At 63.4% G+C, this 26,801-nt stretch carries 27 protein-coding genes, 1 pseudogene and 1 riboswitch; of the genes and pseudogenes, 16 read left to right on the top strand and 12 right to left on the bottom strand.

Annotated elements, in window-relative coordinates; all coding sequences use genetic code 11:
- Position 1 precedes the first annotated feature (1 nt).
- The 3 genes from argH to lysA all read left to right on the top strand — a co-directional run bounded on the left by argH (position 2) and on the right by lysA (position 2,964).
- The gene (argH, locus tag NKI54_RS28600) at positions 2-1,402 is read left to right on the top strand and encodes an argininosuccinate lyase (RefSeq protein ID WP_352634022.1); all 1,401 of its coding nucleotides are present in this window, start codon (positions 2-4) and stop codon (positions 1,400-1,402) included.
- 71 nt (positions 1,403-1,473) lie between these two features.
- A complete protein-coding gene (locus NKI54_RS28595) occupies positions 1,474-1,680 on the top strand; it encodes a hypothetical protein (protein WP_023677931.1) in 207 nt (68 codons plus the stop codon).
- Between the two features lie 15 nt (positions 1,681-1,695).
- Positions 1,696-2,964 carry a diaminopimelate decarboxylase gene (lysA, locus tag NKI54_RS28590; protein ID WP_352634024.1) on the top strand — a complete coding sequence of 423 codons (1,269 nt, stop codon included), beginning with the start codon at positions 1,696-1,698 and terminating at the stop codon, positions 2,962-2,964.
- A gap of 92 nt (positions 2,965-3,056) precedes the next feature.
- Here lysA and NKI54_RS28585 read toward each other — a convergent pair whose 3' ends face one another.
- Positions 3,057-3,359: an ArsR/SmtB family transcription factor gene (locus NKI54_RS28585; RefSeq protein ID WP_352634027.1), complete on the bottom strand. Its 303-nt coding sequence runs from the start codon at positions 3,357-3,359 to the stop codon at positions 3,057-3,059.
- 63 nt (positions 3,360-3,422) lie between these two features.
- Between NKI54_RS28585 and NKI54_RS28580 the strand changes: the two genes are divergently transcribed.
- Positions 3,423-4,364, top strand: coding sequence for a threonine/serine dehydratase (locus tag NKI54_RS28580; protein WP_352618926.1), 942 nt, complete (start codon positions 3,423-3,425; stop codon positions 4,362-4,364).
- Positions 4,365-4,576: 212 nt separating this feature from the next.
- A complete protein-coding gene (locus NKI54_RS28575) occupies positions 4,577-7,192 on the top strand; it encodes a TIGR02302 family protein (RefSeq protein ID WP_352634029.1) in 2,616 nt (871 codons plus the stop codon).
- A gap of 73 nt (positions 7,193-7,265) precedes the next feature.
- Here NKI54_RS28575 and NKI54_RS28570 read toward each other — a convergent pair whose 3' ends face one another.
- Entirely contained in the window at positions 7,266-8,123 is an 858-nt protein-coding gene (locus tag NKI54_RS28570; RefSeq protein ID WP_023677927.1) for a LysR substrate-binding domain-containing protein, read from the bottom strand.
- A 223-nt stretch (positions 8,124-8,346) separates the two neighbouring features.
- Here NKI54_RS28570 and NKI54_RS28565 point away from each other — a divergent pair, with 223 nt between their 5' ends.
- On the top strand, positions 8,347-9,297 hold the full coding sequence (locus NKI54_RS28565; RefSeq protein WP_352634032.1) for a DMT family transporter: 951 nt from the start codon (positions 8,347-8,349) through the stop codon (positions 9,295-9,297).
- Positions 9,298-9,316: 19 nt separating this feature from the next.
- Here NKI54_RS28565 and NKI54_RS28560 read toward each other — a convergent pair whose 3' ends face one another.
- The 3 genes from NKI54_RS28560 to NKI54_RS28550 form a co-directional block, all read right to left on the bottom strand.
- Positions 9,317-9,688: a response regulator gene (locus NKI54_RS28560; protein ID WP_023677925.1), complete on the bottom strand. Its 372-nt coding sequence runs from the start codon at positions 9,686-9,688 to the stop codon at positions 9,317-9,319.
- A 179-nt stretch (positions 9,689-9,867) separates the two neighbouring features.
- On the bottom strand, positions 9,868-10,410 hold the full coding sequence (gene hpt / locus NKI54_RS28555) for a hypoxanthine phosphoribosyltransferase (RefSeq protein WP_254816654.1): 543 nt from the start codon (positions 10,408-10,410) through the stop codon (positions 9,868-9,870).
- Between the two features lie 185 nt (positions 10,411-10,595).
- Positions 10,596-10,886 (bottom strand): hypothetical protein, encoded by a 291-nt coding sequence (locus NKI54_RS28550; RefSeq protein ID WP_352634034.1) that lies wholly within the window; start codon positions 10,884-10,886, stop codon positions 10,596-10,598.
- A gap of 236 nt (positions 10,887-11,122) precedes the next feature.
- Here NKI54_RS28550 and ftsE point away from each other — a divergent pair, with 236 nt between their 5' ends.
- From ftsE to NKI54_RS28535, 3 genes are all read left to right on the top strand, one after another.
- On the top strand, positions 11,123-11,782 hold the full coding sequence (ftsE, locus tag NKI54_RS28545; RefSeq protein WP_023677923.1) for a cell division ATP-binding protein FtsE: 660 nt from the start codon (positions 11,123-11,125) through the stop codon (positions 11,780-11,782).
- A complete protein-coding gene (locus tag NKI54_RS28540) occupies positions 11,775-12,758 on the top strand; it encodes a cell division protein FtsX (protein WP_352577220.1) in 984 nt (327 codons plus the stop codon). Before ftsE ends, NKI54_RS28540 begins: the two co-directional genes overlap by 8 nt.
- An 88-nt stretch (positions 12,759-12,846) precedes the next feature.
- Positions 12,847-13,611, top strand: coding sequence for a YdcF family protein (locus NKI54_RS28535; RefSeq protein WP_352577222.1), 765 nt, complete (start codon positions 12,847-12,849; stop codon positions 13,609-13,611).
- A gap of 29 nt (positions 13,612-13,640) precedes the next feature.
- On the opposite strand, the gene NKI54_RS28530 is transcribed toward NKI54_RS28535, so the two are convergent.
- The gene (locus NKI54_RS28530) at positions 13,641-14,261 is read right to left on the bottom strand and encodes a pyridoxamine 5'-phosphate oxidase family protein (protein WP_352634036.1); all 621 of its coding nucleotides are present in this window, start codon (positions 14,259-14,261) and stop codon (positions 13,641-13,643) included.
- 131 nt (positions 14,262-14,392) lie between these two features.
- Here NKI54_RS28530 and NKI54_RS28525 point away from each other — a divergent pair, with 131 nt between their 5' ends.
- Positions 14,393-15,301, top strand: coding sequence for a LysR family transcriptional regulator (locus NKI54_RS28525; RefSeq protein WP_352634038.1), 909 nt, complete (start codon positions 14,393-14,395; stop codon positions 15,299-15,301).
- A gap of 108 nt (positions 15,302-15,409) precedes the next feature.
- Positions 15,410-16,210: a lysophospholipid acyltransferase family protein gene (locus NKI54_RS28520; RefSeq protein WP_352456697.1), complete on the top strand. Its 801-nt coding sequence runs from the start codon at positions 15,410-15,412 to the stop codon at positions 16,208-16,210.
- 27 nt (positions 16,211-16,237) lie between these two features.
- Here NKI54_RS28520 and NKI54_RS28515 read toward each other — a convergent pair whose 3' ends face one another.
- Together NKI54_RS28515 and NKI54_RS28510 are read right to left on the bottom strand one after the other, a co-directional pair.
- A complete protein-coding gene (locus tag NKI54_RS28515) occupies positions 16,238-16,858 on the bottom strand; it encodes a LysE family transporter (protein WP_352456698.1) in 621 nt (206 codons plus the stop codon).
- A gap of 78 nt (positions 16,859-16,936) precedes the next feature.
- Positions 16,937-17,883: pseudogene (locus tag NKI54_RS28510) on the bottom strand (aldo/keto reductase).
- 343 nt (positions 17,884-18,226) lie between these two features.
- On the opposite strand from NKI54_RS28510, the gene NKI54_RS28505 reads away from it, so the two are divergent.
- Positions 18,227-19,207, top strand: a complete 981-nt coding sequence (locus NKI54_RS28505; protein ID WP_352456700.1) for a quinone oxidoreductase family protein — start codon at positions 18,227-18,229, stop codon at positions 19,205-19,207.
- Positions 19,208-19,226: 19 nt separating this feature from the next.
- On the opposite strand, the gene NKI54_RS28500 is transcribed toward NKI54_RS28505, so the two are convergent.
- A complete protein-coding gene (locus NKI54_RS28500; RefSeq protein WP_023677914.1) occupies positions 19,227-19,760 on the bottom strand; it encodes a gamma-glutamylcyclotransferase in 534 nt (177 codons plus the stop codon).
- A 113-nt stretch (positions 19,761-19,873) separates the two neighbouring features.
- Between NKI54_RS28500 and NKI54_RS28495 the strand changes: the two genes are divergently transcribed.
- Positions 19,874-20,875, top strand: coding sequence for a DUF2125 domain-containing protein (locus NKI54_RS28495; RefSeq protein ID WP_023677913.1), 1,002 nt, complete (start codon positions 19,874-19,876; stop codon positions 20,873-20,875).
- 134 nt (positions 20,876-21,009) lie between these two features.
- Here NKI54_RS28495 and NKI54_RS28490 read toward each other — a convergent pair whose 3' ends face one another.
- Together NKI54_RS28490 and hisC are read right to left on the bottom strand one after the other, a co-directional pair.
- Positions 21,010-21,945 carry a prephenate/arogenate dehydrogenase family protein gene (locus NKI54_RS28490; protein WP_352457603.1) on the bottom strand — a complete coding sequence of 312 codons (936 nt, stop codon included), beginning with the start codon at positions 21,943-21,945 and terminating at the stop codon, positions 21,010-21,012.
- 6 nt (positions 21,946-21,951) lie between these two features.
- On the bottom strand, positions 21,952-23,061 hold the full coding sequence (gene hisC / locus NKI54_RS28485; RefSeq protein WP_023677911.1) for a histidinol-phosphate transaminase: 1,110 nt from the start codon (positions 23,059-23,061) through the stop codon (positions 21,952-21,954).
- Positions 23,062-23,199: 138 nt separating this feature from the next.
- A riboswitch (SAM riboswitch) is annotated at positions 23,200-23,277 on the top strand.
- A 92-nt stretch (positions 23,278-23,369) separates the two neighbouring features.
- Here hisC and metX point away from each other — a divergent pair.
- Both metX and metW read left to right on the top strand, forming a co-directional pair.
- Complete coding sequence (gene metX, locus NKI54_RS28480; protein WP_023677910.1) at positions 23,370-24,539, top strand: homoserine O-acetyltransferase MetX; 1,170 nt, start codon at positions 23,370-23,372, stop codon at positions 24,537-24,539.
- A gap of 115 nt (positions 24,540-24,654) precedes the next feature.
- The gene (gene metW, locus NKI54_RS28475; RefSeq protein WP_023677909.1) at positions 24,655-25,269 is read left to right on the top strand and encodes a methionine biosynthesis protein MetW; all 615 of its coding nucleotides are present in this window, start codon (positions 24,655-24,657) and stop codon (positions 25,267-25,269) included.
- Positions 25,270-25,294: 25 nt separating this feature from the next.
- Here metW and NKI54_RS28470 read toward each other — a convergent pair whose 3' ends face one another.
- Complete coding sequence (locus tag NKI54_RS28470; RefSeq protein ID WP_023677908.1) at positions 25,295-25,615, bottom strand: DUF1330 domain-containing protein; 321 nt, start codon at positions 25,613-25,615, stop codon at positions 25,295-25,297.
- Positions 25,616-25,849: 234 nt separating this feature from the next.
- On the opposite strand from NKI54_RS28470, the gene NKI54_RS28465 reads away from it, so the two are divergent.
- Positions 25,850-26,596, top strand: coding sequence for an SDR family NAD(P)-dependent oxidoreductase (locus NKI54_RS28465; protein WP_352692998.1), 747 nt, complete (start codon positions 25,850-25,852; stop codon positions 26,594-26,596).
- Positions 26,597-26,801 lie beyond the last annotated feature (205 nt).

The following is a 26,801-nucleotide window of genomic DNA, read 5'->3' as shown; positions in this document are numbered from 1 at the left end:
GATGAACGACAAGAAGGCCAGCAACCAGATGTGGGGCGGACGTTTTGCCTCGGGTCCGGCCGCAATCATGGAAGCGATCAACGCGTCGATCTCGTTCGACCGCAAACTCTATGCGCAGGATATTCGCGGCTCGATCGCCCATAGCCAGATGCTGGCGCAAACGGGCATTATTTCGGCGGCCGATCAAGAAAAAATCGCTCACGGGCTGAACACGATCCTCGCAGAGATCGAGGCCGGCACATTCGAGTTCTCGACCAGGCTGGAAGACATCCACATGAATGTCGAGGCCCGTCTGGCCGATTTGATCGGCCCCGCCGCCGGCCGCCTGCATACCGCCCGCTCGCGCAATGACCAGGTGGCGGTCGACCTCAGGCTGTGGGTCAAGGACGAGTGCTTTCGCGTCGCCGAGGCGCTGAAGGGCCTGATCACGGCGTTCCTGGATCGGGCCGAGGAGCATGCGGCAACGGTGATGCCGGGCTTCACCCACATGCAGGCGGCGCAGCCGGTGACCTTCGGCCACCACTGCATGGCTTATATCGAGATGTTTGCACGCGACCTGTCTCGCGTCCGCGATGCGATTGAGCGGATGGATGAAAGCCCGCTCGGCGCCGCCGCCCTTGCCGGCACCAGCTTTTCCATCGACCGGCACCAGACGGCGAAGGCGCTTGGCTTCCGCGAGCCGATGCGCAATTCGCTCGACAGTGTTTCGGACCGCGATTTCGCGCTCGAGTTCCTGGGCTTGGCGGCGATCTGCGCGACGCATCTGTCGCGGCTGGCCGAAGAGATCATCATCTGGTCGACGCCGCAATTCGGCTTCGTCAGGCTATCGGATAGTTTCTCGACGGGTTCGTCGATCATGCCGCAGAAGAAGAACCCGGACGCTGCCGAACTGGTGCGCGGCAAGACCGGCCGCGTCACCGGCCATCTCGTCGGCCTGCTGACGGTAATGAAAGGCATGCCGCTGACCTATGGCAAGGACATGCAGGAAGACAAGGAATCCGTCTTCGACGCGGCCGAGACGCTCGACCTGATGCTGGCGGCAATGACCGGCATGGTGCGCGACATGACGGTGAACACTGCCGCGATGAAAAAGGCGGCCGGCGCCGGCTATTCGACTGCGACCGACCTCGCCGACTGGCTAGTGCGCACGCTTGGGCTGCCGTTCCGCGAGGCGCACCATATTACTGGCCGGGCGGTGGCGCTGGCCGACGACAGGAAGATCGGGCTCGACAGGCTTTCGCTGGAGGATCTGCAGTCCATTCACCCCGGTATCAGCGCCGACGTGTTTTCGGTTCTTGCCGTGCAGAATTCTGTAAAGAGCCGCACGAGCTTCGGCGGCACCGCGCCGTCCGAGGTGCGCAAGCAGATCCGCTACTGGAAAAAGCGGCTCGCCAAGGCGTAAGACGCGGGGTGCAATGGCCGCAAAACTCGGCTAGAAGCGGCTGCGGGCAACAGTTTCGGACGGATGGCACGATGACCGGAAGCAGGATTTTGGTGACGCTGACGCTGCTGGCGGCAATGGCCACCGTTGCGGCCTGCGGCAGGAAGGCTGCGCTCGACACGCCGTACGCGGCAGCCGTGCAGGCCCGCAAGGACGCCGAGAAGGCCAAGCAACCTTTGCCGCCGGAGCCGGAAAAACCTGTCGAGGACAAGAAATTCATCCTCGACCCGCTGCTCTGATTTCGGACCAATCTCGTGAACCATTTCGACTACCGCGACGGCGCGCTGCATGCCGAGGACGTGGCGATATCAGACATCGCCGCCAGCGTCGGCACGCCGTTCTACTGTTATTCGACGGCGACGCTGACCAGGCATTTTCGCGTCTTCACCGAGGCCTTTGCCGGGCTCGATGCTCTCGTCTGCTATGCCATGAAGGCGAATTCCAACCAGGCCGTGCTGAGGGTGCTGGCAAGGCTCGGCGCCGGCGCCGACGTGGTCTCGGAGGGCGAATTGCGCCGCGCTTTGACGGCCGGCATCCCGGCAAGCAAGATCCTGTTTTCGGGCGTCGGCAAGACCGCTCGCGAAATGGATTTTGCGCTCTCGGCCGGCATTCTCTGTTTCAACGTCGAATCCGAACCGGAGCTGGAGCTGCTGTCGGCCCGCGCCACCGCGCTGGGCAAGATCGCGCCGATCTCGCTGCGCATCAATCCGGATGTCGACGCCAGGACGCACAAGAAGATTTCGACTGGGAAGGCCGAGAACAAGTTCGGCATTCCGTGGCAGCATGCGCGGAAGGTCTATGCGCGCGCGGCTGAGCTGCCGGGCATCAAGGTCACCGGCATAGACACCCATATCGGCAGCCAGATCACCGAATTGCAGCCCTTCGACGACGCCTTTGCGCTGCTGGTGGAGCTGGTCGGCGCCTTGCGCTCCGACGGTCATGCCATCGAGCACATCGATGTCGGCGGCGGCCTTGGCATTCCCTACCGCGTCGACAACAACCCGCCGCCTTTGCCCGATGCCTATGCCCAGATCGTCAGGAAGCATGTTGCCAAACTTGGGCTGAAGGTAATGTTCGAGCCAGGCCGGCTGATCGTCGGCAATGCCGGCATCCTGGTCTCGCAGGTGATCTTCGTGAAGGAGGGCGACGCCAAGAACTTCCTCGTCGTCGACGCCGCGATGAACGATCTGATCCGGCCGACGCTTTACGACGCTTTCCACGACATCAAGCCGGTGGCGCAGCAGCCGGCCGCAGCACCACGCATGAAGGTCGACGTCGTCGGCCCGGTTTGCGAGACCGGCGACTATCTCGGGCTCGACCGTGACCTGCCCCGGCTGAAATCCGGCGACCTGATCGCTGTCTCCACCGCCGGCGCCTATGGCGCCGTTCAGGCCGGCACCTACAATACCAGGCTGCTGGTACCGGAAGTGCTGGTCGACGGCGACCGCTTCCACGTTGTGCGCCCGCGCCAGACCTATGACCAGCTGATCGGACTGGACTCGGTGCCGGACTGGTTGGAGTAGACCATGATCCCGAACCGAAGGTCCGCGTCAGCGAAAAGTGGAAACCGGTTTTCGGAACCGATCATGGTCAAACAAAAATAGATACCTGAGCGCTACAGCCGGTGCTGAATGAGCGCCCTGGTTTCGGCGATCCTGTCTTCGTTCCGGCGATAGAATGTCCACTGCTTGATGCGCTTGCTACGCAAAAGCCCTGTCTGGGTGAGCACGCGCATGTGTTCGCTGAGCGTCGCCTGGGTGATCCCCAGCTTTTCCGCGATCAGCAGCGCGCAGACGCCGTCCTCGACCAGATCGCCGTCCGCCTGCGGCGGAAAATGCGCGCGCGGGTCCTTCAGCCAATCGAGGATCTGCAGCCTGCGCTGGTTGGCAATTGCTTTGAAGACATCGAGCTCTTGCATTTAGGCACTTTGCCAAGTTACTAAGTAATGTCAACTCTGAATGTCAACTCTGGGAGTGAAATCATGCTGCACGGCCACACGATCACACGCGAGCGCATTGCGGCGATAGAACCCCGCATCCGGCCCTTCGTGCGCCACACGCCGGTGCTGCGCGTCGACATGGCCGATTTCGGCCGCCCGCCTCTGCCTGTCGACCTGAAGCTTGAGTGCTTGCAGCATTCCGGCTCGTTCAAGGCACGTGGTGCGTTCACCAATCTCCTCGAACGGCCGGTTCCTGCGGCCGGCGTCGTCGCCGCGTCGGGCGGCAATCACGGCGCCGCGGTCGCCTATGCCGCCATGCGACTCGGCCACAAGGCGACCATCTTTGTTCCCGAAGTGAGCCCGCAGGCCAAGCTGGACCGCATCCGCGGCTACGGCGCCGAGCTGATCGTCGGCGGCGCCCGTTATGCCGAGGCGCTGGCCGCCAGCGAGAGCTTCGCCGAAAAATCCGGCGCGCTGCAGATCCACGCCTTCAACCAGGAGGAGACGCTGGTCGGGCAAGGCACGCTCGGCCTCGAGATCGAGGCCGACCTGCCGAAGCTCGACACCCTGCTGGTCGCCGTCGGCGGCGGCGGGCTGATCGGCGGCATCGCTGCCTGGTTTTCCGGCCGCATCAGGATAATCGCGGTCGAGCCGGAGGGTGCGCCGACGCTTCATCGCGCCTTCGAGGCGGGCCGACCCGTCGACGCGCCGGCTGAGGGCATCGCCGCCGATTCGCTCGCGCCAAAGCGTGTCGGCGAAATGATGTTTCCTATCGCCGAGGCATTCGTCGAGCGCTCGATCCTGGTCGGCGACGACGACATTATCGCCGCCCAGGCGGCGCTGTGGGACCGCGTGCGAATCATCTCCGAGCCGGGCGGTGCGGCCGCCTTCGCGGCGCTCCTGTCCGGCCGCTACGCACCGGCTGCAGGCGAGCGCGTTGCCGTACTGGTCTGCGGCGCAAACGCCAATCCGGCGAAATTCTGACAATATCCGGGGCATTATTGTTCACGTTTTGGGGAACCGCCTCGCCTTCGCCGTGTTTGTTGGTATCCTTAGGGCGATGTACATCCGCTTGGACGCACGAAGTACGCGCTAAGATTTTAGGTCTTCGCATCGTGCTTCCCGAAAATCGACTTTTCGGGCCCATGCGATAGACTCGTGAGGCCTGGGCTATCCCGCCCGGCCAGGAAGGGCCGATGACACAACGACCCATTTTCACCAGCGATCGCAGTCTGGCCAGGCGCCTTGCCTTGAGCCGGCTGGGGACGCAGGTCTCGATAATCGTCGAACGCGGCTGGCCATTGCTGCTGCCACTGATCATCGTCGCCAGCCTGTTCCTCAGCATTTCGTGGCTCGGCCTGTTCCCATTTTTGCCCGATCTGGCGCGGATCGGTCTTATCACGGCATTCGGCGTCGCAGCGCTTGCCGCACTCTATCCACTGCGTTTCTTCCGCACGCCATCCAGTGCCGAGGTCGACCGCCGCATCGAGGCGGCCAACCGATTGCTGCACAGCCCGGTGCAGGTCCAGACCGATCGCCCGAGCGGCAAGGAAAGCATTTTTTCGCAAGCCCTGTGGCGCGAGCATCAGCGGCGCATGGCGGACCGGCTGGGCGAGCTTGGCGGCGACGTGCCGCGCACACGCGTGCCGGAACGCGACCCGTGGGCGCTGCGCGCCGTTGCCGCGCTTTTGTTGGTCACTGCCTTTGCCTTCTCCTTCGGGCCATCGGGCGGCAGGCTGAGCGACGGTTTTGTTGCCCGTGCCGCCCGCGACGTCGTGCCGCCGCGCATTGATGCCTGGGTGACGCCGCCGGCCTATACCGGCAGGCCGCCGGTATTCCTGAACGCCCCGGTCCTGGCCAACAACGCCACTCAAGCGCTGCCGACCTTCACGGTTCCGGAGGGCAGCGATGTGTCGCTGCGCGTCACCGGCGGTTCGGGCGAGGAAACGCTGAGCTACGCCGACACCGGCGGCAACACCCGCGCCATCGATCCGACAGGGCCGCAAGCCGCCAAGACTGAGGCAAGTCCGGCAACGCCTTCCACCGTGCGCCAGTTCAGCGGCAAGTTAACGGCCGACGGCACGCTGACGCTGCAGTCCAGCGACGGCGAGCTCGGCCGCTGGGCCTTCGCCATAATTCCCGACAAGCCGCCGCAGATCCGCTTTGTCGGCGAGCCGAAGCGCGCCGTCAACGGCGCCTTCGAACTCAACTACCAGATCGACGACGACTATGGCGCGGCCTCCGCCAATGCGGTTTTCGCATTGGCCGATCCGCAAGTGCCCAACGCGCATCCGCTCTATGGCCCGCCGGAAATGCCGCTGACGTTGCCGCGCCGCGGCGGCAAGGCCAATGCCGCTAAGACGACGAAGGATCTGACCGACCATGTCTGGGCAGGTGGCAACGTCAAGCTGTCGCTTGTCGCCACCGACGGTGCCGGACACACGGCGACCAGCGAAACCAAGACGCTGGTGATGCCGGAGCGGCCATTCTCCAATCCGTTGGCGCGGGCTGTGGTCGAGCAGCGCCGCATACTGGCGCTCGACGCCTATGCCAAGGACCGCGTGCTCGACCTGATGGATGCAATCACGCTCAGGCCGGAAGACACGTTCGACAACATGGCGCACTACCTCGCCATCATGAGCGCCCGCACCCGGCTGAAGATGGCCGACAGCGACGACCAGTTGCGCGACGAGGTCGCTTACCTCTGGGAGATCGCGCTCGGCATCGAGGAAGGCAATCTGTCGGCGGCCGAGAAGCGGCTGCGCCAGGCGCAGCAGGCGCTGCAGGATGCGATCAAGAACGGCGCCAGCGACCAAGAGATCGAGAAGGCGATGAAGGAACTGCGCGAGGCGATGAACCAGTTCCTGCAGGAATTCGCGGCGCGGGCGCAGCAGAATCCGAATGCGCCACAGATGCAGCAGAACGGTCAGGAACTGCGCCAGAGCGACATCGACCGCATGATGGACCAGATCGAGAACCTGGCGAAATCCGGCAATCGCGACCAGGCGCAGCAATTGCTGTCCGAGTTGCAGGACATGATGAACAATCTGCAGGCAGGCCGCCAGCAGCAAGGCGGCCAGCAAGACAGCGAGATGCGCCAGCAGATGGACAAGCTGGGCGAGATCATGCGGCGCCAGCAGGAGATGATGAACGACACTTTCCGTATGGACCAGATGCAGCGCGGCCAGCAACAGCGCGGGCAGAACCGCGACGAGCAGCTCGGCGAGAACGGTGAGCCAGGCCCGATGGGCGAAGAGGGCAAACCCGGCCCGGGTGACGACCGCGATCCGCTCGGCCGGCCGAAGCCGATGACGCCGCAGGAATTTGCTGATGCGCTGAAGCAATTGCAGGAAGGCCAGGGCAAGCTGCAGGGCGAGCTCGATCAATTGAGGAAGAGCCTCGAAGGCATGGGCCTCGACCCCAATGAGGGGTTTGGCGAGGCCGGCAAATCCATGGGCAATGCCGAACAGGCGCTCGGCGAGGGCGAAGGCGATCAGGCCGTCGGTCACCAGGGCCGCGCATTGGAAGCCTTGCGCAGGGGCGCCAAGGACATGATGAAGCAACTGCAGGCGATGCAAGGCGATCAAGGCGGCAACGGGCAGGGCGGACGCCAGCAGAATGCCGACCGTGACCCGCTCGGGCGGCCCCGCACCAGCGAGGGTCCCGATGACGGAAGTTCGGTGAGAGTGCCCGACGAGATCGATGTGCAGCGTGCCCGCCAGATCCTCGAAGCGATCCGCAAGCGGCTCGGCAACGCACTCAGCCCCGATATCGAGCGCAGCTATCTGGAGCGGTTGCTGGAGCTGAAGTAAGGCTGCCCCCCAATATTCGGAAGATCGCCGTGCGGTCCGTGGAGGCCGCCACCGCCGGACTGAGCGGCACGTTTTAACGGTTGGTGAACGCCTCTCGGATCGCCTCTTCCATGCCGTCGATGGCCTCGCCGGAAGCGTTCGGATTGCGCCGCAGCACCACGTTCGAGGAATCGATGTCGCCGAACCCGTCGGCGGCCGTAAGCTCGCGGCAGCCGGCCGGGATGTTGCTGCGCGAGATCGGCGCAATCGCCAACCCGGAGGTGACGGCGAGCCGCAGGCCGCCATTGGTATCGCTGGTGTAGGCGACACGATAGGCGAGACCGCGCTGTTCCAGCGACTTTATGGCGAAATCCTTGCACCAACCGGCACGGTTGTAGAGCGCGATCGGCACCGGCCGCTCCTCATGCATGTGATGCAGCTCCGACGTCACCCATACGGTCGGGTCATGCATCAGCACCTCACCGCCTGACAGATCCTGCCATTCGAACACCACCGCCAGATCGAGCTCGCCGGCGGCGAGCGCCGCGATCTGCGCACCGGAATGCGCGTAGCGGACGGTGATGTCGACCTGCGGATGGCGCTTGGCAAAGGCGCCGAGTGCCCGCGACAGGATCGCGTGACCATATTCCTCCGGGATACCGATGCGCACCGGCCCGCCAAGCGGCGCCGCGACCATCGATGCCGCCGTCTCGTCGAGCAGTGAAACGATGCGCCTGGCGTTGGCGATGAGTTCGCCGCCGCGCTGCGTCAACGCTACACCGCGCGACCCGCGCTCGAACAGGCTGTCGCCGATCATGCCTTCGAGCCTCTTCATCTGCATCGAGACCGCCGACTGGGTGCGGCCGGCCCGCTCCGCCGCTTTGGTGAAATTGCCGGTGTCGGCGACCGCCACGAAGGTGCGCAACAGGTCGCTGTCGAGATTGGGTCGCATGTGCCCGCCATAAGAAAATCTGATTGCTGGCATCATTCCAATTCGTTTGCAACATGTCAAACGGCGGACGATAGTCGCCTTACCCATTGGATATGCGGCCGCGAAATCGGCTGCGGACCAATCAAAAGTCCTCACTCGTACCCGCTGCCCGAAACGGTGGCGGGTTCTTTTTACCCGGATGCAGGTCTGCTTTCGGCCGCGCACGCGGGAGACAGGAGCGCCTATGCAGAATCGGCTTGTGCTCGGCATCCTCAGCCTCTGTCTCGGCGTGCTGGTCTTTTCGCTGCAGGACCCGCTGGTCAAGGCGGTGTCGAGCCACTATCCGGTCACCGAGGTGATGGCGATCCGCTCGATCGTCGCCCTGCCGATCCTGGTTTTCCTTGTCCACGCCGATGTCGGATTGCAGGCGATCCTGTCGAAGCGGTTCGGCATGCTGACGATGCGCGCCTTCATCCAGTTCACCTCCTATACGGCCTACTACCTGGCAATCGCCGCCCTGCCGCTGGCTGACGCGGTGGCGCTCTATTTCATGGCGCCGCTGTTCATCATGGCGTTGGCCGGACCCTATCTCGGCGAACGCGTGTCCTGGCAGGCGCTCGCCACCGTCCTGGTCGGCATGCTCGGCGTGCTGGTGATGGTGCGCCCGGGCGCCGGCTTGTTCGACTGGGCAGCGCTGCTGTCGCTAGGTTCGGCTCTGCTCTACGGTTTCTCGCAGCTCATGGCACGCAAGATCGGCGACACCGAATCCTCGACTGTCATGGCTTTCTATCAGAACGGCGCTTATCTGGTCGGCGCCGCATTTGTGGCGGCATTGTTTTGGCTGGCAGGCATTGACAACGCCGTGCATCCGAGTCTCGAATTCCTCGTCCGGCCATGGGTCTGGCCGGCGACGCCGGATCTCCTCAAGATGGGGGCATGCGGCTTCGTTGCCTCGGCCGGCATGATCCTGTTGTCGCAGGCCTACCGGCTGGCGCCCGCCAACAGCGTCGCCACCTTCGAATACACCGGTATCATCTGGTCGCCGCTATGGGGTTTTGTGTTCTTTGCCGAAGTGCCGCGACCAGCGACGGCGGCAGGCGCAGCCCTCATCATCGGCGCCGGCCTGTTTGCGCTCAATGCCAGCCGGCGCCGGAGCGGCGCGCCAGCCATTACGGCGACCTGCGACCCCGCCTGAAGGCGGTCGGCCTTGGGCTTTAGGCGAAGCAGGCGAGCGCCTGTTCGACGCGGGCGCGGATTTCAGCCAGCGTGAACGGCTTTTGCACGACGTCGAGAATAATGCCGTCCAATTCCTCGGCGCGCTCGCGCTGGTCGGCATAGCCGGTCATCAGCATGATCTTCATCGCCGGGAACAGCGCCGCTGCCGCCTTGGCCATCTCGATGCCGTCTATTTCCGGCATGCGGATGTCGGACAGCACAAGGTCATAGCTCCCTTGCGCCGCCCGGATCAGAGAAAGGCCATGTGCGCCGTCGGCGGCAACAGTGACATTATGCCCGGCGCGTTCGAGCGCGCGAGCGGCGAGAGTGCGGACGGATTCATCGTCCTCGACGATCAGGAGCTTTGCCATGGGCAGGATATTTGGCGGGGAAAAGTTGATGTTTCCTGAAGGCGCCAAGGGTCGATGAGGCCTTTTCAGAATTCGCTCCGGCGAGTCAGATGGCGTGGTTTTCGAGAACCGGAGCGGAGCGGACGTTCGAGTCGGAGAGCACCGGCAGGTGGCCGCCGGAGTAGAATTATCAAAAGGCCTCAAGCGTCGCCCTTGACGATGCCGACGAAGGGCAATTCCCGAAACGCGTGGGCGACGTCCATGCCATAACCGACGACGAAATAATCGGGGCAGTCAAAGCCGACATAGTCGGCGTTGAGCGTGGTCTGGCGGCGCATGCGCTTGTCGAGCAGCACGGCGATGGCACAGCTCCTCGCGCCGCGCGACAGCATGAGGTCGCGGGTGAAACTCAGCGTCTTGCCGGATTCCAGAATGTCATCGATCAAAAGCACATCGCGGCCGGCGACCTCGTTGTCGATGTCGCGCAGCACCCTCACCTCACCGCTGGTCGTGCCGGCGCCATAGCTGGAGATGAAGATGAACTCGACCTCCGGCGACAGGCCGACATCGTGCATGGCACGGATAAGATCGGCGGCGAAGATGAACGATCCCTTCAGCACCGAGATTACCAGAAGGTCGTGGTAGTCGTGCCCGGCGATCTCCTTGGCAAGTTCCAGGTTCCGCCGCGCGATGGCGGACGCCGAAAACAGGACTTCGATGTCCTTGCCGCGCACAACTGGCATTGGCTGCCCTTCCAGAAATGATCGCCCTGTAGGCGAAGCCGACCGAAACGGTCTTCAATCTGTTTCTAGGCATGTCGAGCCGGCTGGCAAGGCCAAATCTTTCGCAGGACGCCCGCGAACGGTCGGGTGTCCGCAGCGCGTCGCGGATCGTTTATCTGGTGACCTGTTGATTTTCTGGCGCCGCTCTAACGAACCAGCGCATGGCCGCCCGAAATCCAAAAGGCGGCAAAGGCGGCACCGACGCCGACAATCCAGAAGATCGGCCCACCATGCACCCACAACGGCCGTTCGACGGCGGTTTCGGGCTTGCGCAACATGTCCATGCCTTCGATCGAAGGCATGGAAATCATGCGCGCAGGCGGCTGCGCAAAGTCTGGACGTGTAAAATGGCGGGGCAGCACCTCATAGTCGGCATCGATGACCTCGGCGGTCACGTCGCGCATGATGCGTTCCGGCTCGGCGGCCGGATCGGTCATGATTTCGCCGGAAACCGGGCGCGCGGTTCGATCCTCAGCCATCATGGCCCAACACTACCGCACCTGTTCGCTGTTCGTTTCTTTTGGGTAAACGGAAATGGTTAACGCTTCCCCACCGGAACCCCTGTGACTCGCTCGAAAAGCCCCCAAATTAACCGTCGGTTAACCATGCCGGCCGATGGTCTTTCCACAGAAAGGGCTGGCATCTTGCCGCCGAGAATTTCAGGTCGTCGAAAGTGATCCGCTTCGAAAATGTCGGCCTCCGGTATGGCATGGGTCCGGAGATTCTCCGCGACATCTCCTTGCACATTCCGGAGCGCTCCTTTCAGTTCCTGAGCGGACCTTCAGGCGCCGGCAAGACGACGTTGCTGCGGCTTTTGTTCATGTCGCTGAAGCCGACGCGCGGCCTGATCACCATTTTCGGCAAGGACCGCTCGCGCATCTCGCGTACCGAATTGCCGCATCTGAGACGACGCATCGGCGTGGTGTTCCAGGATTTTCGCCTGCTCGACCATATGACCACCTACGAGAACGTGGCATTGCCGCTGCGCGTGCGCGGCCGCGAGGAGGCGACCTATCGCACCGACGTCACCGAGCTGCTGAAATGGGTCGGCCTCGGCGAGCGCATGCATGTGCTGCCGCCGGTGCTGTCTGGCGGCGAGAAGCAGCGCGCCGCCATCGCCCGGGCGTTGATCGAGCAGCCCGAGATCCTGCTCGCCGACGAGCCGACCGGCAATGTCGACCCGCCGCTGGCACGACGCTTGCTGCGGTTGTTCATCGAGCTCAACCGGCTGGGCACCGCCGTGGTGATCGCCACACACGACCTCGGCCTGATGGAACAGGTCGACGCACGGCGAATGATCCTGGCCGGCGGAAGGCTGGACATCTATGACTGAGCTCTCCGTCGAACATTTCGAGGGTCACGACGCCGCGGCGGCAAAGCCCCGCGTCCAGCGCAAAATGGCGCCGATCGTGCCGGCGCAGAACATCGCCGGCCGGGCGCTGGTGCTGGTCATCGCCATCATGACGTTTCTGTCCTGCCTGACGTTTGGCGCCGTCACGCTGGTGCGTGACACCGCCTCCGTCTGGGAGAACCAGATCTCGCGCGAGGCGACCATCCAGATCAAGCCGGTCGACGGCCTCGACATGGAGGCCGCACTTGCGCTGGCCTCGCAGATCGCCGGCGAATTCCCTGGGGTGAAAAGCGCCAGGATCGTCGACCGCGAAGCAACGGCCCGGCTGCTCGAGCCTTGGCTGGGCTCGGGCCTGAACATCGATGAGCTGCCGGTGCCGCGCTTGATCATCATCACCATCGATGAGAACAACCCGCCCGATTTCGCCGCACTGCGTGCGGCAATCACGCCGAAGCTGCCGAGTGCCTCGCTCGACGATCATCGCACCTGGGTCGACCGGCTGGTTGCCATGGCCCGCACCACGGTAACGATCGGTATTGCAGTGCTGGCGCTGATGCTGTCGGCGACGGTGCTGACCGTTGTGTTCGCAACGCGCGGCGCCATGGCCGGCAATGGTCACATCATCGAGGTGCTGCATTTTGTCGGCGCCGAGGCGCGCTTCATCGCGCGCGAATTCCGCCGGCATTTTCTGGTCACCGGCATGAAGGGCGCCGCGGCAGGCGGCGCCGCGGCGATCCTGGTCTTCATCGTCTTCTCCTGGTGGTCGTCACGCAACATGGCAACGCCGCAGGCCGACCAGGCGACCGCCCTGTTCGGCAATTTCGCCATCGGCTCGGCGGGTTATCTCGGGGTCGCTGTCATGGTGCTGGTGATCGGCGCGCTGACGGCGGCAACCTCCCATTTCACCGTGGTTACCTATCTCAGCGACATCGACATTCGCCAGCCGGACGCCGGCTAAAGGAAAGATCGATCACGGATGAAAACGCATCGTCACGAAAATTGCATTTTTTTCCTACCAAAGGCCGTATTTCGGGATTAACCATTTCATGATGGACGTTCGGGACTCGACCGATACCGCTGGATGCATGCCAGTGCTGGTTGCGCGCCCGCCTGTATTCGCCGAGCCTGATGAATTTGCCAAGCCGGATCAGTTCGCCAAACATGGGCGGCTGCTGGCAGCCCGCTCCTTGCGCATCTCGGCTCTCCTTCTGCTCGCCTTTATGGCGCTGTTTGTCGCCGGCTTCGGCTGGTTCGCCAATACCGTCAGCCGCCTGACTACGCCCGCCGATCCGGCAAGGGCCGACGCTATCATCGTGCTGACCGGCGGCCAGTCGCGCCTCGACGCTGCGATGGGCCTGCTTGCGTTAGGCAAGGGCGAGCGGCTGCTGATCAGCGGCGTCCATCCCTCCGCCAGCCGCCGCCAGCTTCAGGCCGCGACCGGCGGCGACAAGAGGCTGTTTTCCTGCTGCGTCGACATCGACCGCGCCGCGCTCGACACGATCGGCAATGCCGAGGAAAGTGCCAAATGGGTCGAGGACCATGCCTACGGCACGGTCATTCTCGTCACCAACAATTATCATATGCCGCGTAGCTTGCTGGAAATGGGCCGGCTGCTGCACGGCGCCAGGCTCGAGCCCTATCCGGTGGTCAACACCAACCTCGAGAATGGCGGCTGGCTGACCAAGCCAGAAGCGCTGCGCGTGCTGTTCACCGAATACAACAAATACCTGCTGGCGCTGGCGCGCGGCATCATGCCGGTGAAGCAATCGCCCAACGGCGTCACGCTGGCCGACGCCGCGGGCGGAAACTGAACGGCACCGGCACTTTTATTCCCTAGCTCTTATTCCCTGGCTGCTGCATCTGATCGCAAGCGTGCGATCTCCTGTTCGAGCCGTTCGATGCGCTTGTCGCGTTCGCCCAGCGCCGCCGCCACGTCGGCCGCTTCGAAACGCTGCGGGATGTGCTGCGAGCAATTTGAATCCCAAGCCGAAACCGTAAACAGGATGACCTGCTCGGGTCGCGCCTTATAGTCTTGCGGCATCAGCTTTGCCGTCAGCTCGGCATCGCCCTCGACGACGCGCGCCCTGCCCCAGATCTTGATGCGCTGCCGGTGCGCATAATCGATCAGGAATAGGAAAGCCTGTGGGTTGTCGCTGAGGTTGCCCTGGGTGATGAACTGCCTGTTGCCGGAAAAATCGGCAAAGCCGATCGTCCGTTCGTCGAGCACCGTGAGGAAACCGGCAGGCCCGCCGCGATGCTGGATGTAAGGCTGCCCGTCCGCATTGGCGGTCGACAGAAAGACGCTGGTCTGCGCCTCGATGAAGGCGGCGAGATCGGACGTGATTGCCGCCTGCCAGCCGCCACGCTCCTCGACACGGGCATAGGCCTGGCGCGAGCCCTTGCGCGCCTGAATCGCCTTCACCGTCGGAGTGAAAGCAACATCGCTGGTGTGAGCGTTCATGGAAGCCTCCTCAAGCGCCAAGCTGCGCTGCATTGCTAGTCAGGAAATAGGTCCTTCCATCTTCGAGATGCAGATGCCATATCTGCAATCTATCCTTCCGTTTTTCGGGAGGGCAGATTTTCGGGAGAGCTATGGATCGCCTCCAGTCCATGTCGCTTTTCGTTGCCGCGGCGGAGACAGGCAGCCTCTCGGCTGCCGGGCGCCGCTTCGGCATTCCGCTGACGACGGTCAGCCGCAAGGTTTCGGACCTGGAAAAGCACCTGAAGACACGGCTGTTGAACCGCCCGGCGCGGCAGCTGTCGCTGACCGATGCAGGCCATGCCTATCTCGCCGCCTGTCGTCGTATTCTCGACGAGGTCGGCGAGGCCGAGCGAATAGCCGCCGGCGAATACAATGCCCCGACCGGCGAACTCATCGTCACTGCGCCGATCGTCTTCGGCCGCCTGCATGTGCTGCCGGTCGTCACCAGCTTCCTCTCCGTCTATCCTGAGGTAGGTGTGCGGCTGACACTCGCCGACCGGATAACCCAGTTGGTCGAAGAGCACATCGACCTCGCCATCCGCATCGGCGAGCTTGCCGATTCGAGCCTGATCGCCACCCGCCTGGGTTCAATCCGCCGCGTCGTTTGCGCGAGCCCGGCCTATCTCGCCGAGCACGGCACGCCGAAAACGCCGCAAGAGCTTGCGGCGCACAGTGCCATCACCTTTGAAGGGCTCACCGCTGCCAGTTGGACCTTCGCCACCGGCAAGGCCGAATTCGCCGTGCCGGTCCGCTCCAGGCTACGGGTCAACACCGCTGAGGCAGCAATCGATGCAGCGATTGCCGGCGTCGGCGTGACGAGGCTGCTTTCCTACCAGATCGCCGCCGCGGTTCGGTCGGGTACGCTGCGCCCGGTGCTGCAAGAGTTTGAGCCAGACCCATGGCCGGTGAGCCTCGTCCATGCCGGCCAGGGGCTACTGCCGGTGAAGCTGCGCGCATTCCTCGACTTCGCCGCCCCGCGCCTGAGACAGCGCCTGCTGCAGGCGGCGTGGCAAACGTGACGAAGACGGCCCATCGCAAAACCGGAACCGATCGCCCGCCTCGCAGCGTTTCCTTTTTGCCGGCGCTTGGTGTAACCAACGCACACCTCCTCACCGGGCACATGCTGTATGCTGTATTTCCGCTCGCTGGCGTTCAATCTCGCCTTCTACCTCAATTTGATCGTCCAGATGATCCTCTGGACCCCGTATTATTTCCTGTCGCCACGCCATCGCGCCTGGTTCGTGCCGAAATTCTGGTCGCGCACCAGCATGTGGCTCTACGACAAGATCGCCGGCACCAGAAGTGAGATCACCGGCCAGGAAAACCTGCCTGAAGGCTCCTTCATCCTGGCGCCGAAGCACCAGTCCTTCTGGGACACGATCGCTTTCCTGCCGTATCTCGACGATCCCGTTTACATATTGAAACGGGAGCTGACCTGGATCCCGTTCTTCGGCTGGTACATTTTGAAGATGCGGATGATTCCTGTCGACCGCGGCAGCCGCTCGAAGGCATTGAAGACGGTGATCGCCGCGACCAAACAGGAATTGGCGCGCAATCCGCGCCAGCTGATCATCTATCCCGAGGGCACCCGCCGGGCGCCGGGCGACGAACCGGTCTACAAATACGGCATCGTCGAACTCTACGCGCAACTTGGCATTCCGGTGGTGCCGGTCGCTCACGTCGCCGGCCTCTATTGGCCGCGCCGCAAGTTCCTGCGCTATCCCGGCACGATCAAGGCGCGCTTCCTGCCACCGATCCCGCCCGGCCTCGGCAAGGACGAATTTATGCAACGGCTGATCGGCGAGACGGAGGCCGCCTGCGACCAGCTTCTCGTCGAGGCGGCGCAGACGCCGAACCCGCCGCCGATGCCGCCGACGGCAATGAAACGGCTTGGTGAGCTGGATGCGAAACCTGAATTGAAAGGCTGAAACAACGGCCTCAGATGCCACAAAGACTTATGGCAGGGCAGCCAGCGCGGCCGTCGCAACCAGCGTCACGGCAAACACCAGATTGATGATCCGCGACGCCAAGGGTTTGCGCAACAAACGTGCAAAAGCCGCGCCGGCGAGAAGCCACAAGAGATGAATGGCAACAATCATCAACGCGAGGACCGCCAGCTTGGCTGAAATAGCAAGACCGCCGGTGCCGGAAGACGCGCCGGCAAACACGGCGGCAATCGCCACATAGGCTTTCGGATTGGCAACGGCCAGAAGGAACCCGCCCAGGAAAGTGGGAAGCGCCGCCCCACCAATGCGTGCCGCCAGTGGCGGCGCCGTCGCTATCTTGAACGCCAGATAGAGGATGTAGGCTGCTGACGCGACCGCCAACAGCGCTGCGAGCTTCGGCAGCGCGGTGAGAACGGCCATGATGCCCGTCGCCACCACCAAAAGCACGAGGACCGTCCCGACAACGATTCCCGAGGCATAACGGAGCGAATCGCGCAGGCCGAATGCGGCGCCGATCGCGGTGACGCTTATCGTCGCCGGCCCCGGGCTGCCCATAACGATGGCCGATGCCAGCACAAGCGCCAGCAATTGCTGCCATAGCTGCTGATCGAGAAGACCCTGTCCGGCCATGCGGCGTCCCTGCATCCTGCGACGATGCAGGGACGGTAGGGCAAGGCAGCGGCGCCGGTCTTGAACGATCGTGCGCGGCTATGCGCTGGCCTTGTCGAGCTCGGCGATATCGTCCGGGCTGAGCTGCAACGACGCGGCACGCACCAGGCTGTCGAGCTGGTCGAGCGTCGTCGCGCTGGCGATCGGAGCGGTGACGCCGGGCCGTGCCATGACCCAGGCAAGCGCCACTTCCGCTGGCTTGGCCGAATGTCTGGCTGAAACGGCATCGAGCGCTGAGAGAATGCGCATGCCGCGGGTGTTGAGATAGCCTTTCACACCGCCACCGCGCGGGCTTTTGCCGAGGTCGGCCTCGCTGCGGTACTTGCCGCTCAGAAACCCCTTGGCGAGGCTGAAATAGGTGATGACGCCGATGTCCTCGGCCGCGCACAGATCGCGCAGCGGACCATCGAAGGACGAGCGGTCGTAAAGGTTGTATTCCGGCTGCAGCACCTCGTAGCGCGGCAGGCCGCGCAGGCTTGCTACGTCGAGTGCGGCCCGCAACTGGCGGCGTCGAGGTTGGAAGCGCCGGCATAACGGATTTTGCCCTTGTCGAGCAGTTTCTGGTAGGCGCCGAGCGTTTCCTCATAGGGAGTGGCCGGATCAGGCCAGTGCGACAGATAGAGATCGATTGTATCGACCTGCAGCCGCTTCAGCGTGGCGTCGATGGCCTTTTCGATGTAGGCGGCGGACAGATCCCTCTTGCCCTGCCCCATATCCGAACCGACCTTGGTGATAACGACAACCTTGTCGCGGTTGCCGCGGCTTTTCATCCATTTGCCGATAATGGTTTCGGATTCGCCGCCCTCGTGGCCGGGAATCCAGCGCGAATAGGAATCGGCCGTGTCGATGGCGTTGAGGCCAGCGTCGACAAAGCGGTCGAGCAGGTCGAACGAGGTTTTCTCATCGGCGGTCCAGCCGAACACATTGCCGCCCAGAACCAATGGCGCGATGGATAGGTCGGTGCGACCGAGACGACGTTTCTGCAAGGCTGATCTCCATGGTGATTCATGCTGGGCGGGTGGGAGCCGCCGACCGAGCTAACCTATGTCGCACCGTGGCAACGTCAAACGCATAGCCTCTTTTCCAGCCCGCCGGCGCTTCACAAAACCGCGACCCGCCGCGCCGTGTCGGGCTTCAAGACGCTGTCCCCAATTTCCAAACCAGTACCCTCTGAGGAAACAATCTGGCAAGTTTAGCAAATAGATTGTCAAATCTGCCAATTCAGACCTTTGCCGGCCGGCCATAGGTTCCGCGGCGCCGACGCAAATCTCGGCACGGTCTGGCCAAGCCCGGACTGTTTGCCCCGGATCGTTTGTTGTGGAGACCGGAATGAAAGCAATTGTATTTGACGCCATCGGCTCGCCGCGCGACGTGCTCTATGTGGACGACCTGCCGATGCCGCGGATCGGCGACGGCGAAGTGCTGGTCAGGATGGTCTCGGCCTCGATCAATCCGGGCGACTTCCTGTTTATCCAGAACCTCTATCCCGAACCGAAAAAGCCGCATTTTCCCCGGCAGATCGCCGGAAACCATGGCGCCGGCATCGTCGAAGCCGTTGGCGCGGACGTTTTGCTGGAACCGGGGACGCTTGTCGCATTCAGCTATTATGGCAGTTGGGCCGAGTACGCGGCGATTCCCGCCGAATGGCTGATCCCGTTGCCTGCCGGCTATCCGGTCGAACGCGCCGGGCAGATGGTGAACCCCATTACCGCGTGGGATCTGCTGGTGGATTCCCGTGTGCGGCCTGGCCAGTGGCTGGCTGTCACGGCCGGCTATTCGTCGATTTCGACAATGGTGATGCAGTTCGCCCAACGACGCGGCATCAACGTCATCGCGCTTGTGCGGCGCTCGCACCAAAGCTTCGACCTGAAGACGCTTGGCGTCGGCGCCATTCTTGACCTTTCGGACTTGAAGACAAGTATCCGGGAAGCGGTGATGGATATCACCGGTGGCGCCGGATTGAACGGGATTATCGACAATGTCGGCGGACCTGTCAGCGGCGAATTGATCCGCACCCTGGCGCTCGGCGGGCAGATGGTGATCAATGGCGGCATGAGTGCCGAGCGCTTCGAGCTGCACAATTTCGATGTCTTGCTGAGCGGCGTCGAGATCAGGGCGAATATCTATCGCTATTTCTTTTCGCCGCTGGCCGAAGCCGACCGGCCTGTGCTACGCGAGATTATCGACACCTTCGGCCAGCCCGGCTTCCACGTTCCTGTCGGCGGTCTCCACCCGCTGACCGAGTTCAAGCTTGCCGTGGCAAACAGCCTGGATCGCGCCGATCTTGGAAAACAGATTTTCAGGATGTAGCCCGCTCACGACACCGAAGCTACGTCGCGACCCGTCTTGTCACGTCTTCCAGCCAGTGGTCGCTTATACCCAGTGCTTCGAGGTGCTCCAGCGTGCTGAGCACGTAATCCTCATTCCTCCCCGACTGGCCGACGGCGCCGCGGACGACGGCCGCCGCCTCGGCTGCGTCGAGCGCACCGGCATATTGCTCATGGCTGCGGTCCACGACATAGGCGACGGCGTCGACCGTCTCGCCCCCATCCGTTTTACCCTTGTCGAGGCGAACGCTGAGCACACGTTCGAGATAGACGTTGGTGACCAGCTCGCGTTCGCGCAGATAGGTAATGACCTCGTTGCGCAGCTCGCCTGGAACCCGGAACGCGAGCCCGATGCAGGAGCCGCCGCGGTCGAGGCCGAGCACCAGGCCCGGCCGTTCGCGCGTGCCGCGATGCACGAAAGAATAGACGCACAGCGAACGGCGGTAGCCATGCAGGCGGGCGCGCCGCGTCTCGACATGCGCGAATCCCGGTCGCCAGATCAGTGAGCCGTAGCCAAAAACCCAAAAATCGCCCATATCGCCAAGCCTGATTGTGACGAACCACCCACCGGTGGTGTTTCAGTCCGTCTACCTGTTGTTGCCGCAAGCGACAGCCCGCCCGTGCCACCCGCGTTAACGAAAGCCGCAGCATGACGTCAAGTGACGAGCGCCCGCCGCCCAGCCAACGTCGCCGCCTGTTGTGGCTTGCCGCTTTCATTCTCGTGCTGTTCGGCATCTACAGCGCGGGCTGGTTCTACCTGGCGGACCTGGTCGAGAGCGCGACCGACAAGGCGGTCGCCGATCTCGACGACAAAGGCATCAGGGCCGACTGCGCCAATCTCGCGATCAGCGGCTATCCCTTCAGCTTCACCCTTTCCTGCGATAGCCTGGCTTACGAGGACGACAGCCGCAACGTCGCGGCATCGACAGGCAAGATCAACGCCGCCACGCAGATCACCCGGCTTTTGTCGCCTGCCGCCGAGCTCAGGGGGCCGCTCAGGACCTCTGTTCCCGGCATGACCCCGCTCTGGATCGACTGGGATGATCTGCGGGCCGACATGAAGCTGTCCTGGCCGCTGCCGAGACGCCTCTCGCTGCAGGCAGAAGGCCTGTCCGGCCAGACCGATCCGGCAGACGACACCGATCCCGTCTCGCTGTTCAGCGCCGGAACCGCCACCGGACAATTGCGCCCAAACGGCCCGGACATCGACTATACCGGCAATTTCACCGATCTCGAAATCGACGCGGCGGCCATCGACGGGCGCGTCTTGCCGCCGCTCGACGGCAGCGGCGACGTGACGCTGAAGAACGGCGTGACGCTGATCAAGGCAAATCCGAAGAGCCTGCGCGGCCAGGCGGCCGAAATCCACGAGCTCGATCTGTCGTCCGGAACTGCGCGCATCACCGTTTCCGGACCGCTGTCGGTCGATGACGACGGTCTCATAAATGCCGACCTGACGATCAGGCTCAATGATCCGAAGGCCGTGGCGGCAATCCTCGCCACCGCCATCCCCGAGCAGAAGAAAGAGATCCAAACCGGCTTTGCCGGACTGGCGCTGCTCGGCAACCAGCCGTCGATGCCGCTGAAGATCGTCAGGGGCAAGGCCTCGCTCGGCTTCATCCCGCTCGGCAAGATCAAGCCGCTCGACTAGAGCAATTCCAGGAAAAGTGTGAAACGGTTTTCCGTCCGGAATTGCGCAAAAACAAAGAGATAGAGCGGTTCGGCGTTTCTGTGAAACGATGAACCGCTCTAAGCCGAGCCGGCCTGCGATCGGCCTGCCGCGGCTTATCCCTTCGGCGGGTGTTCGACTGCCTGGCGGCCGAAATCCGGTACGTCGATATCCTGGCCGGCCTCGATGATCGAGCGGCGGACGGCGCGGGTGCGGGTGAACAGGTCGAACAGTTTTTCGCCGTCGCCCCAGCGGATCGCCCGCTGCAGCGAGGACAGATCCTCGGAAAACCGCGCCAGCATTTCGAGAATGGCGTCCTTGTTGTGCAGGCAGACGTCGCGCCACATGGTCGGGTCCGACGCCGCGAGACGGGTGAAGTCGCGAAAGCCGGAAGCCGAGTATTTGATGACCTCGGACTTGGTCACCGACTCCAGATCGTCGGCGGTACCGACGATGTTGTAAGCGATGATATGCGGCAGGTGCGAAACGATGGCCAGCGTCATGTCGTGATGCTGCGGGTCCATGGTGTCGATGTTGGAGCCGCAGCGGCGCCAGAATTCCGAGAGCTTTTCCAGTGCTGCGGGATCGGTGCCGGGCAGCGGCGTGAAAATGCACCAGCGGTTCTCGAACAGTTCGGCAAAACCGGCGTCCGGTCCCGATTTTTCGGTGCCGGCCAAAGGATGGCCGGGGATGAAGAGCACGCCATCAGGCACGTGCGGCTGCATCTGCGCGATCACCGACGCCTTGGTCGAGCCGACATCGGTGAGGATGGCGCCCTTCTTCAGCGCCGGCGCGATCTCTGCGGCGACCGTGCCTGAAGAGCCGACCGGCACCGAAACGATAACCAGATCAGCATCGCGAACCGCCTCTTTCGCATCCGTCGTATAGGTGTCGCCAAGGCCGAGTTGGCTCGCGCGTGCCAGCGTCGCGTCGCTGCGCGTCGAAATCGCGACTTGGCCGGCGAGTCCCTCGCGGCGGATGACGCGGGCCAGCGACGAGCCGATCAGGCCGATGCCGACCAGCGCGATCTTTTCGAACATCGGTGAGGTCATGGTGTTCTAGCTTTTCAGGAATGTCGCGAGTGCTGCGACAACGCCGCGATTGGCCTCTTCGGTGCCGATGCTCATGCGCAGCGCGTTCGGAAAACCGTAGCCGGAAACGCGCCGCAATATGTAGCCGCGCGCACTGAGGTAGTCGTCGGCGGCCGCCGCCGAATGCTTTTTGTCCTCGGGAAAGTGGATGAGGATGAAATTGCCGACGCTCGGCGTCACCCGCAGCCCGAGCCCGCTTAGTTGCTCGCTCAGCCAGGCTAGCCAGGTCTCGTTGTGCGCGACGCTGCGTTGGATATGGGCGCGGTCGTGGATCGCCGCGATGCCGGCCTCGATCGCCGTCGCATTGACGTTGAAAGGCCCGCGCACGCGGTTGATCGCGTCGATGACGTGCATTGGCGCATACATCCAGCCGATCCGCGCCCCGCCCAGGCCCAATTTGGAGAAAGTGCGGGTCATGACCACGTTTTCCGCGCTGCCCACCAACTCGACGCCGGCTTCATAATCGTTTCGCCGGACATATTCGGCGTAAGCTGCATCCAGCACCAGAAGCACGTTTCGCGGCAGGCCGGCATGCAGGCGGCGCACCTCCTGGAACGGCACGTAGGTGCCGGTTGGATTGTTTGGATTGGCAAGGAAGATGATCCGGGTAGCCGGCGTCACCGCGGCGAGGATCGCATCGATGTCGGCGCGTTCATCGGTCTCCTTGACCGTTACCGGGACGGCACCGGCCGACTGTATGTAGATCTTGTAGACCATGAAGCCGTGTTCGGTGATGATGGCTTCGTCGCCGGGTGCGAGATAGGTCTGCGCCAGCAGGCCCAGAATCTCGTCGGAGCCGTTGGAGCAGACGATGTTCGCCGGGTTGAGCCCGTGCACCTCGGCGATCGCTTCCCTCAGGCGCCTGGCGCTGCCGTCGGGATAGACCGCGAGCTTGTCGGCGACCGCGCGCGCGGCCTCTATCGCCTTTGGCGAAGGACCGAGCGGGTTCTCGTTCGCCGACAATTTATGGACCTTGGCGACACCTTCAGGCGCCGCGCTCTTGCCGGGCACATAGGCTTCGATGTCCATGATGCCGGCGCGGGGCCTTGGACGTGTCTGATCCGGTGTCTGGCTCATTTCATGAAATCCGTCGAGAGTGCCTCCATCCGGAGGCCGCAGCGGAAATACAAGCCGTGGCTCGGAATGTCGAGGGGCGGCAATTCGGGATCAAGAACTTGCCGTTGACGAAGCCATGCGTCGGTCCTAGAAGAGCAGCAACAGTTCCGTGGTGATTTGGCCGGTCGGCTTGCAGCCACGTTAAACAACTTGCTAAAGGGCCGTTTGCATCTTGTAACCGGCTTTGCGAAGGCATGGCCGGTTTTTTGTTGCCCTGACTGGCTGTTGCCCAGACCGGCGGACAACGGAAGGCCGGGCAAGGAGATGTAATGGTCGCTTTGCGCGCTCGAAAAACCAACAACGAGGCCGACCAGCCGTCGAGCCCGGTGTTGCGTTTCGGCGCCGACAAGCCGCTCAAGCTCGACGCCGGCACGCTGCTGTCGCCGTTCCAGATCGCCTACCAGACCTATGGCACGCTCAACGACGCGCGCTCCAACGCCATCCTCGTCTGCCATGCGCTGACCGGCGACCAGCACGTCGCCAACACCAATCCCGTGACCGGCAAGCCGGGCTGGTGGGAAGTGCTGATCGGCCCCGGCAAGATCATCGATACCGACCGTTTCTTCGTCATCTCGTCAAACGTCATCGGCGGCTGCCTCGGCTCCACCGGCCCCGCCTCGACAAATCCCGCCACAGCCAAGCCTTACGGGCTCGACCTGCCGATCATCACCATCCGCGACATGGTGCGGGCGCAGTTGATGCTGGTCGAGCATTTCGGCATCGAACAGTTGTTCAGCGTGCTTGGCGGCTCGATGGGCGGCATGCAGGTGCTGCAATGGGCCTCCAGCTATCCCGAGCGCGTCTTCTCGGCGCTGCCGATCGCGACCGGCGCCCGCCATTCTTCGCAGAACATCGCCTTCCACGAGGTCGGCAGGCAGGCGGTGATGGCCGACCCCGATTGGCACGGCGGCAAATATTTCGAGCATGGCAAGCGGCCGGAAAAGGGGCTGGCGGTGGCGCGCATGGCCGCCCACATCACCTATCTGTCGGAAGCAGCGCTGCATCGCAAGTTCGGCCGCAACCTGCAGGACCGCGAAGCGCTGACCTTCGGTTTCGATGCCGACTTCCAGATCGAGAGCTATCTGCGCCATCAGGGCATGACCTTCGTCGATCGCTTCGATGCCAACTCCTATCTCTACATGACCCGGGCGATGGACTATTTCGATCTCGCCGCCGACCATGGCGGCCGGCTGGCCGATGCCTTCGCCAGCACCAAGACGCGCTTCTGCCTGGTTTCGTTCACCAGCGACTGGCTGTTCCCGACCGAAGAGAGCCGCTCGGTCGTGCACGCGCTGAACGCGGCCGGCGCCTCGGTATCGTTCGTCGAAATCGAGACCGACCGCGGCCACGACGCCTTTCTGCTCGACGAGCCCGAACTGTTCGCCGCCATCAAAGGCTTCATCGCCTCGGCCGCTCGGGCGAGAGGGCTCGGCGCATGACCCCGAAAAGTTGCCGGCTTTTCGGATCAGGACCATGCGCCAGGCATCAGCGCATGACCCCGAAAAGTTGCAGACTTTTCGGATCAGGACCATGCGCCAGGCAGGAGCCGAACGCATGAGCGTCAACCGCGCCCAGCGCGTCGACCTCGAAGTCGTCGCCGATCTCATCCCGCCGCAGTCGCGGGTGCTGGATGTCGGTTCCGGCGACGGCCTGCTGCTCGAATTGCTGCAGGCGACCAAGAAGGTCGATGGCCGCGGCCTGGAGCTGTCGCAGCGCGGCGTCAACGAATGCGTGGCGCGTGGCCTGTCGGTCATCCAGGGCGATGCCGACAAGGATCTCCAATTCTATCCCGACAAGGGCTTCGACTTCGTCGTCTTGTCGCAGACCTTGCAGGCGACACGCAATCCGAAGCTGGTGCTCGACGAACTGCTCCGGATCGGCAACCGCGCCATCGTCTCATTCCCGAATTTCGGCCACTGGCGGGTGCGCTTTTCGTTGCTCTTCAACGGCCGCATGCCGGTGACCAGGGACCTGCCCTATTCCTGGTATGACACCCCCAACATCCATTTCTGCACCATTCGCGATTTCGTCAATCTGTGCGACGAGCTTGGCGCGACGGTGGAAAAGGCGACCGCGCTCGACGCCAATGGCCAGCGGATCGGCTTCTCGATGCCGTGGTGGTTCTGGAATTTTTTCGGCCAGCAGGCGGTGTTTCTGCTGAAACGATAAGAGCCAATCGTCGCAGATCGTCCCCTTATTCGAGAACGTCGGTGGCCTTGTGCGGATGCGCAACGCCATCGACCAGGACCACGTCGGACTGAGAATTCTCGGTGCGCAGCGGCAAGATCTCCTGATAGGCGCGCGAGCGGTACCATGCGCGCGCCTGCTGCATGTCTGGAAATTCGATCATGACGAGGTGGCCCGGCCAGGTGTTTTCAACGACTTCCACCTCGCCTCCGTGCACCACGAAGCGGCCGCCAAACGGTTCCAGCGTTTCATCGATCTTGTGCAGGTACTCGACGATCTGCGGCCCCGGCGTGACCTGGCGCATATGGGCGACGGCGTAGGCGGTCATGGCGTATCTCCTTGTGGTCGAAGGCCGGACAACCGGCTTGATGGGAGCAGTTTGCCGAGACGTAATGCGCTCGTCGATTACCCCAGAGGTAATGACACTGAATACAAAAACGAAGCGCGGCTGCCGTCACCTGAAAGATATTTCCACCTGGCACCGATGATTTTGGCACACCTGCGCTGTCCTTATCGATGAGCGCGCCTGGATGGTCCGGCGGCCGGGAACGAGAGGTGATCCATGGGATCGTTGCAAAATCAGAATGTCGTCGTCGTCGGAGGCAGCCGTGGTGTCGGCCGCTCGATCGCGGAGGCCGCTCTCAAGGAGAAAGCGGCGGTGCTGGCCGTTGCCCGCGGAAAACAGGCCCTGGCGCAATTTGCCTGGGAGGTCTCGGGCGTGAAGACGCTCGCGGTCGATGCTACGGTGGACTCCGCCCCGGATAAGGTCTTCGCCGCGCTTGAGCCGGACGTGCTGGTGATCTGTGCAGGCGCGCTGGCGCCTTCTGCGCCGGTGCATGAACAGAACTGGAAGGCGTTCTCGGCAAATTGGGACACGGACGTCAAGGCATCGTTCCTGTTTTGCCGGGCCGCTCTGCGGCGTCCGCTCAAGCCGGGGACCCGGATCGTTCTGATCTCCAGCGGCGCGGCCTTGACCGGCGGACCACCGAACGCCGGCGGCTATGCCGGCGCAAAACGCATGCAGATGTTCCTGGCCGGTCATAGCCAGAAGGAGGCCCACCGGCTTGGCCTCGGCCTGCGCTTCATGGCGCTCGCGCCGATGCGCATCATGCCGGAAACCGGCGTGGGCAAGGCCGGCGTCGACAGCATAGCGGCCTATATGGGCATCCAGCCGGCGGACTTCATCGCCGCCATGACCGACATGCAAACGCCGGCCGATGTCGGACGGGCGGTGGTCGCACTCGCCACCGGCCAGCCGCAAGGCAGTTCCTTCATGGTGAGCGGTAGCGGGCTTGCCCCGGCCGCCTGAGGGGCGCGTAATGCAACGCTCGCTCGTAACCGCACAAGCCACATGACAGACGCTCAACCACCTCTGGAACCAGCAGGCCCGCCCGGGCGCGCTAGGGGGGGCCTCGGGGAGGGCCCGGCCCCGCCACCCCCCCGGCGGCAGCGGGCTTGTTTTAGGATGTTGGGTTGTCTGGCCCCGGCCCGCCCCCCCGGGCCCGGCCCGGTTG

Origin of the sequence: Mesorhizobium sp. M0663 (genome assembly GCF_040320585.1) — a bacterium.
Classification (GTDB): domain Bacteria; phylum Pseudomonadota; class Alphaproteobacteria; order Rhizobiales; family Rhizobiaceae; genus Mesorhizobium.
The sequence above is the reverse complement of the archived record's forward strand: the minus strand, read 5'-3'. Positions and strand labels throughout refer to the sequence as shown.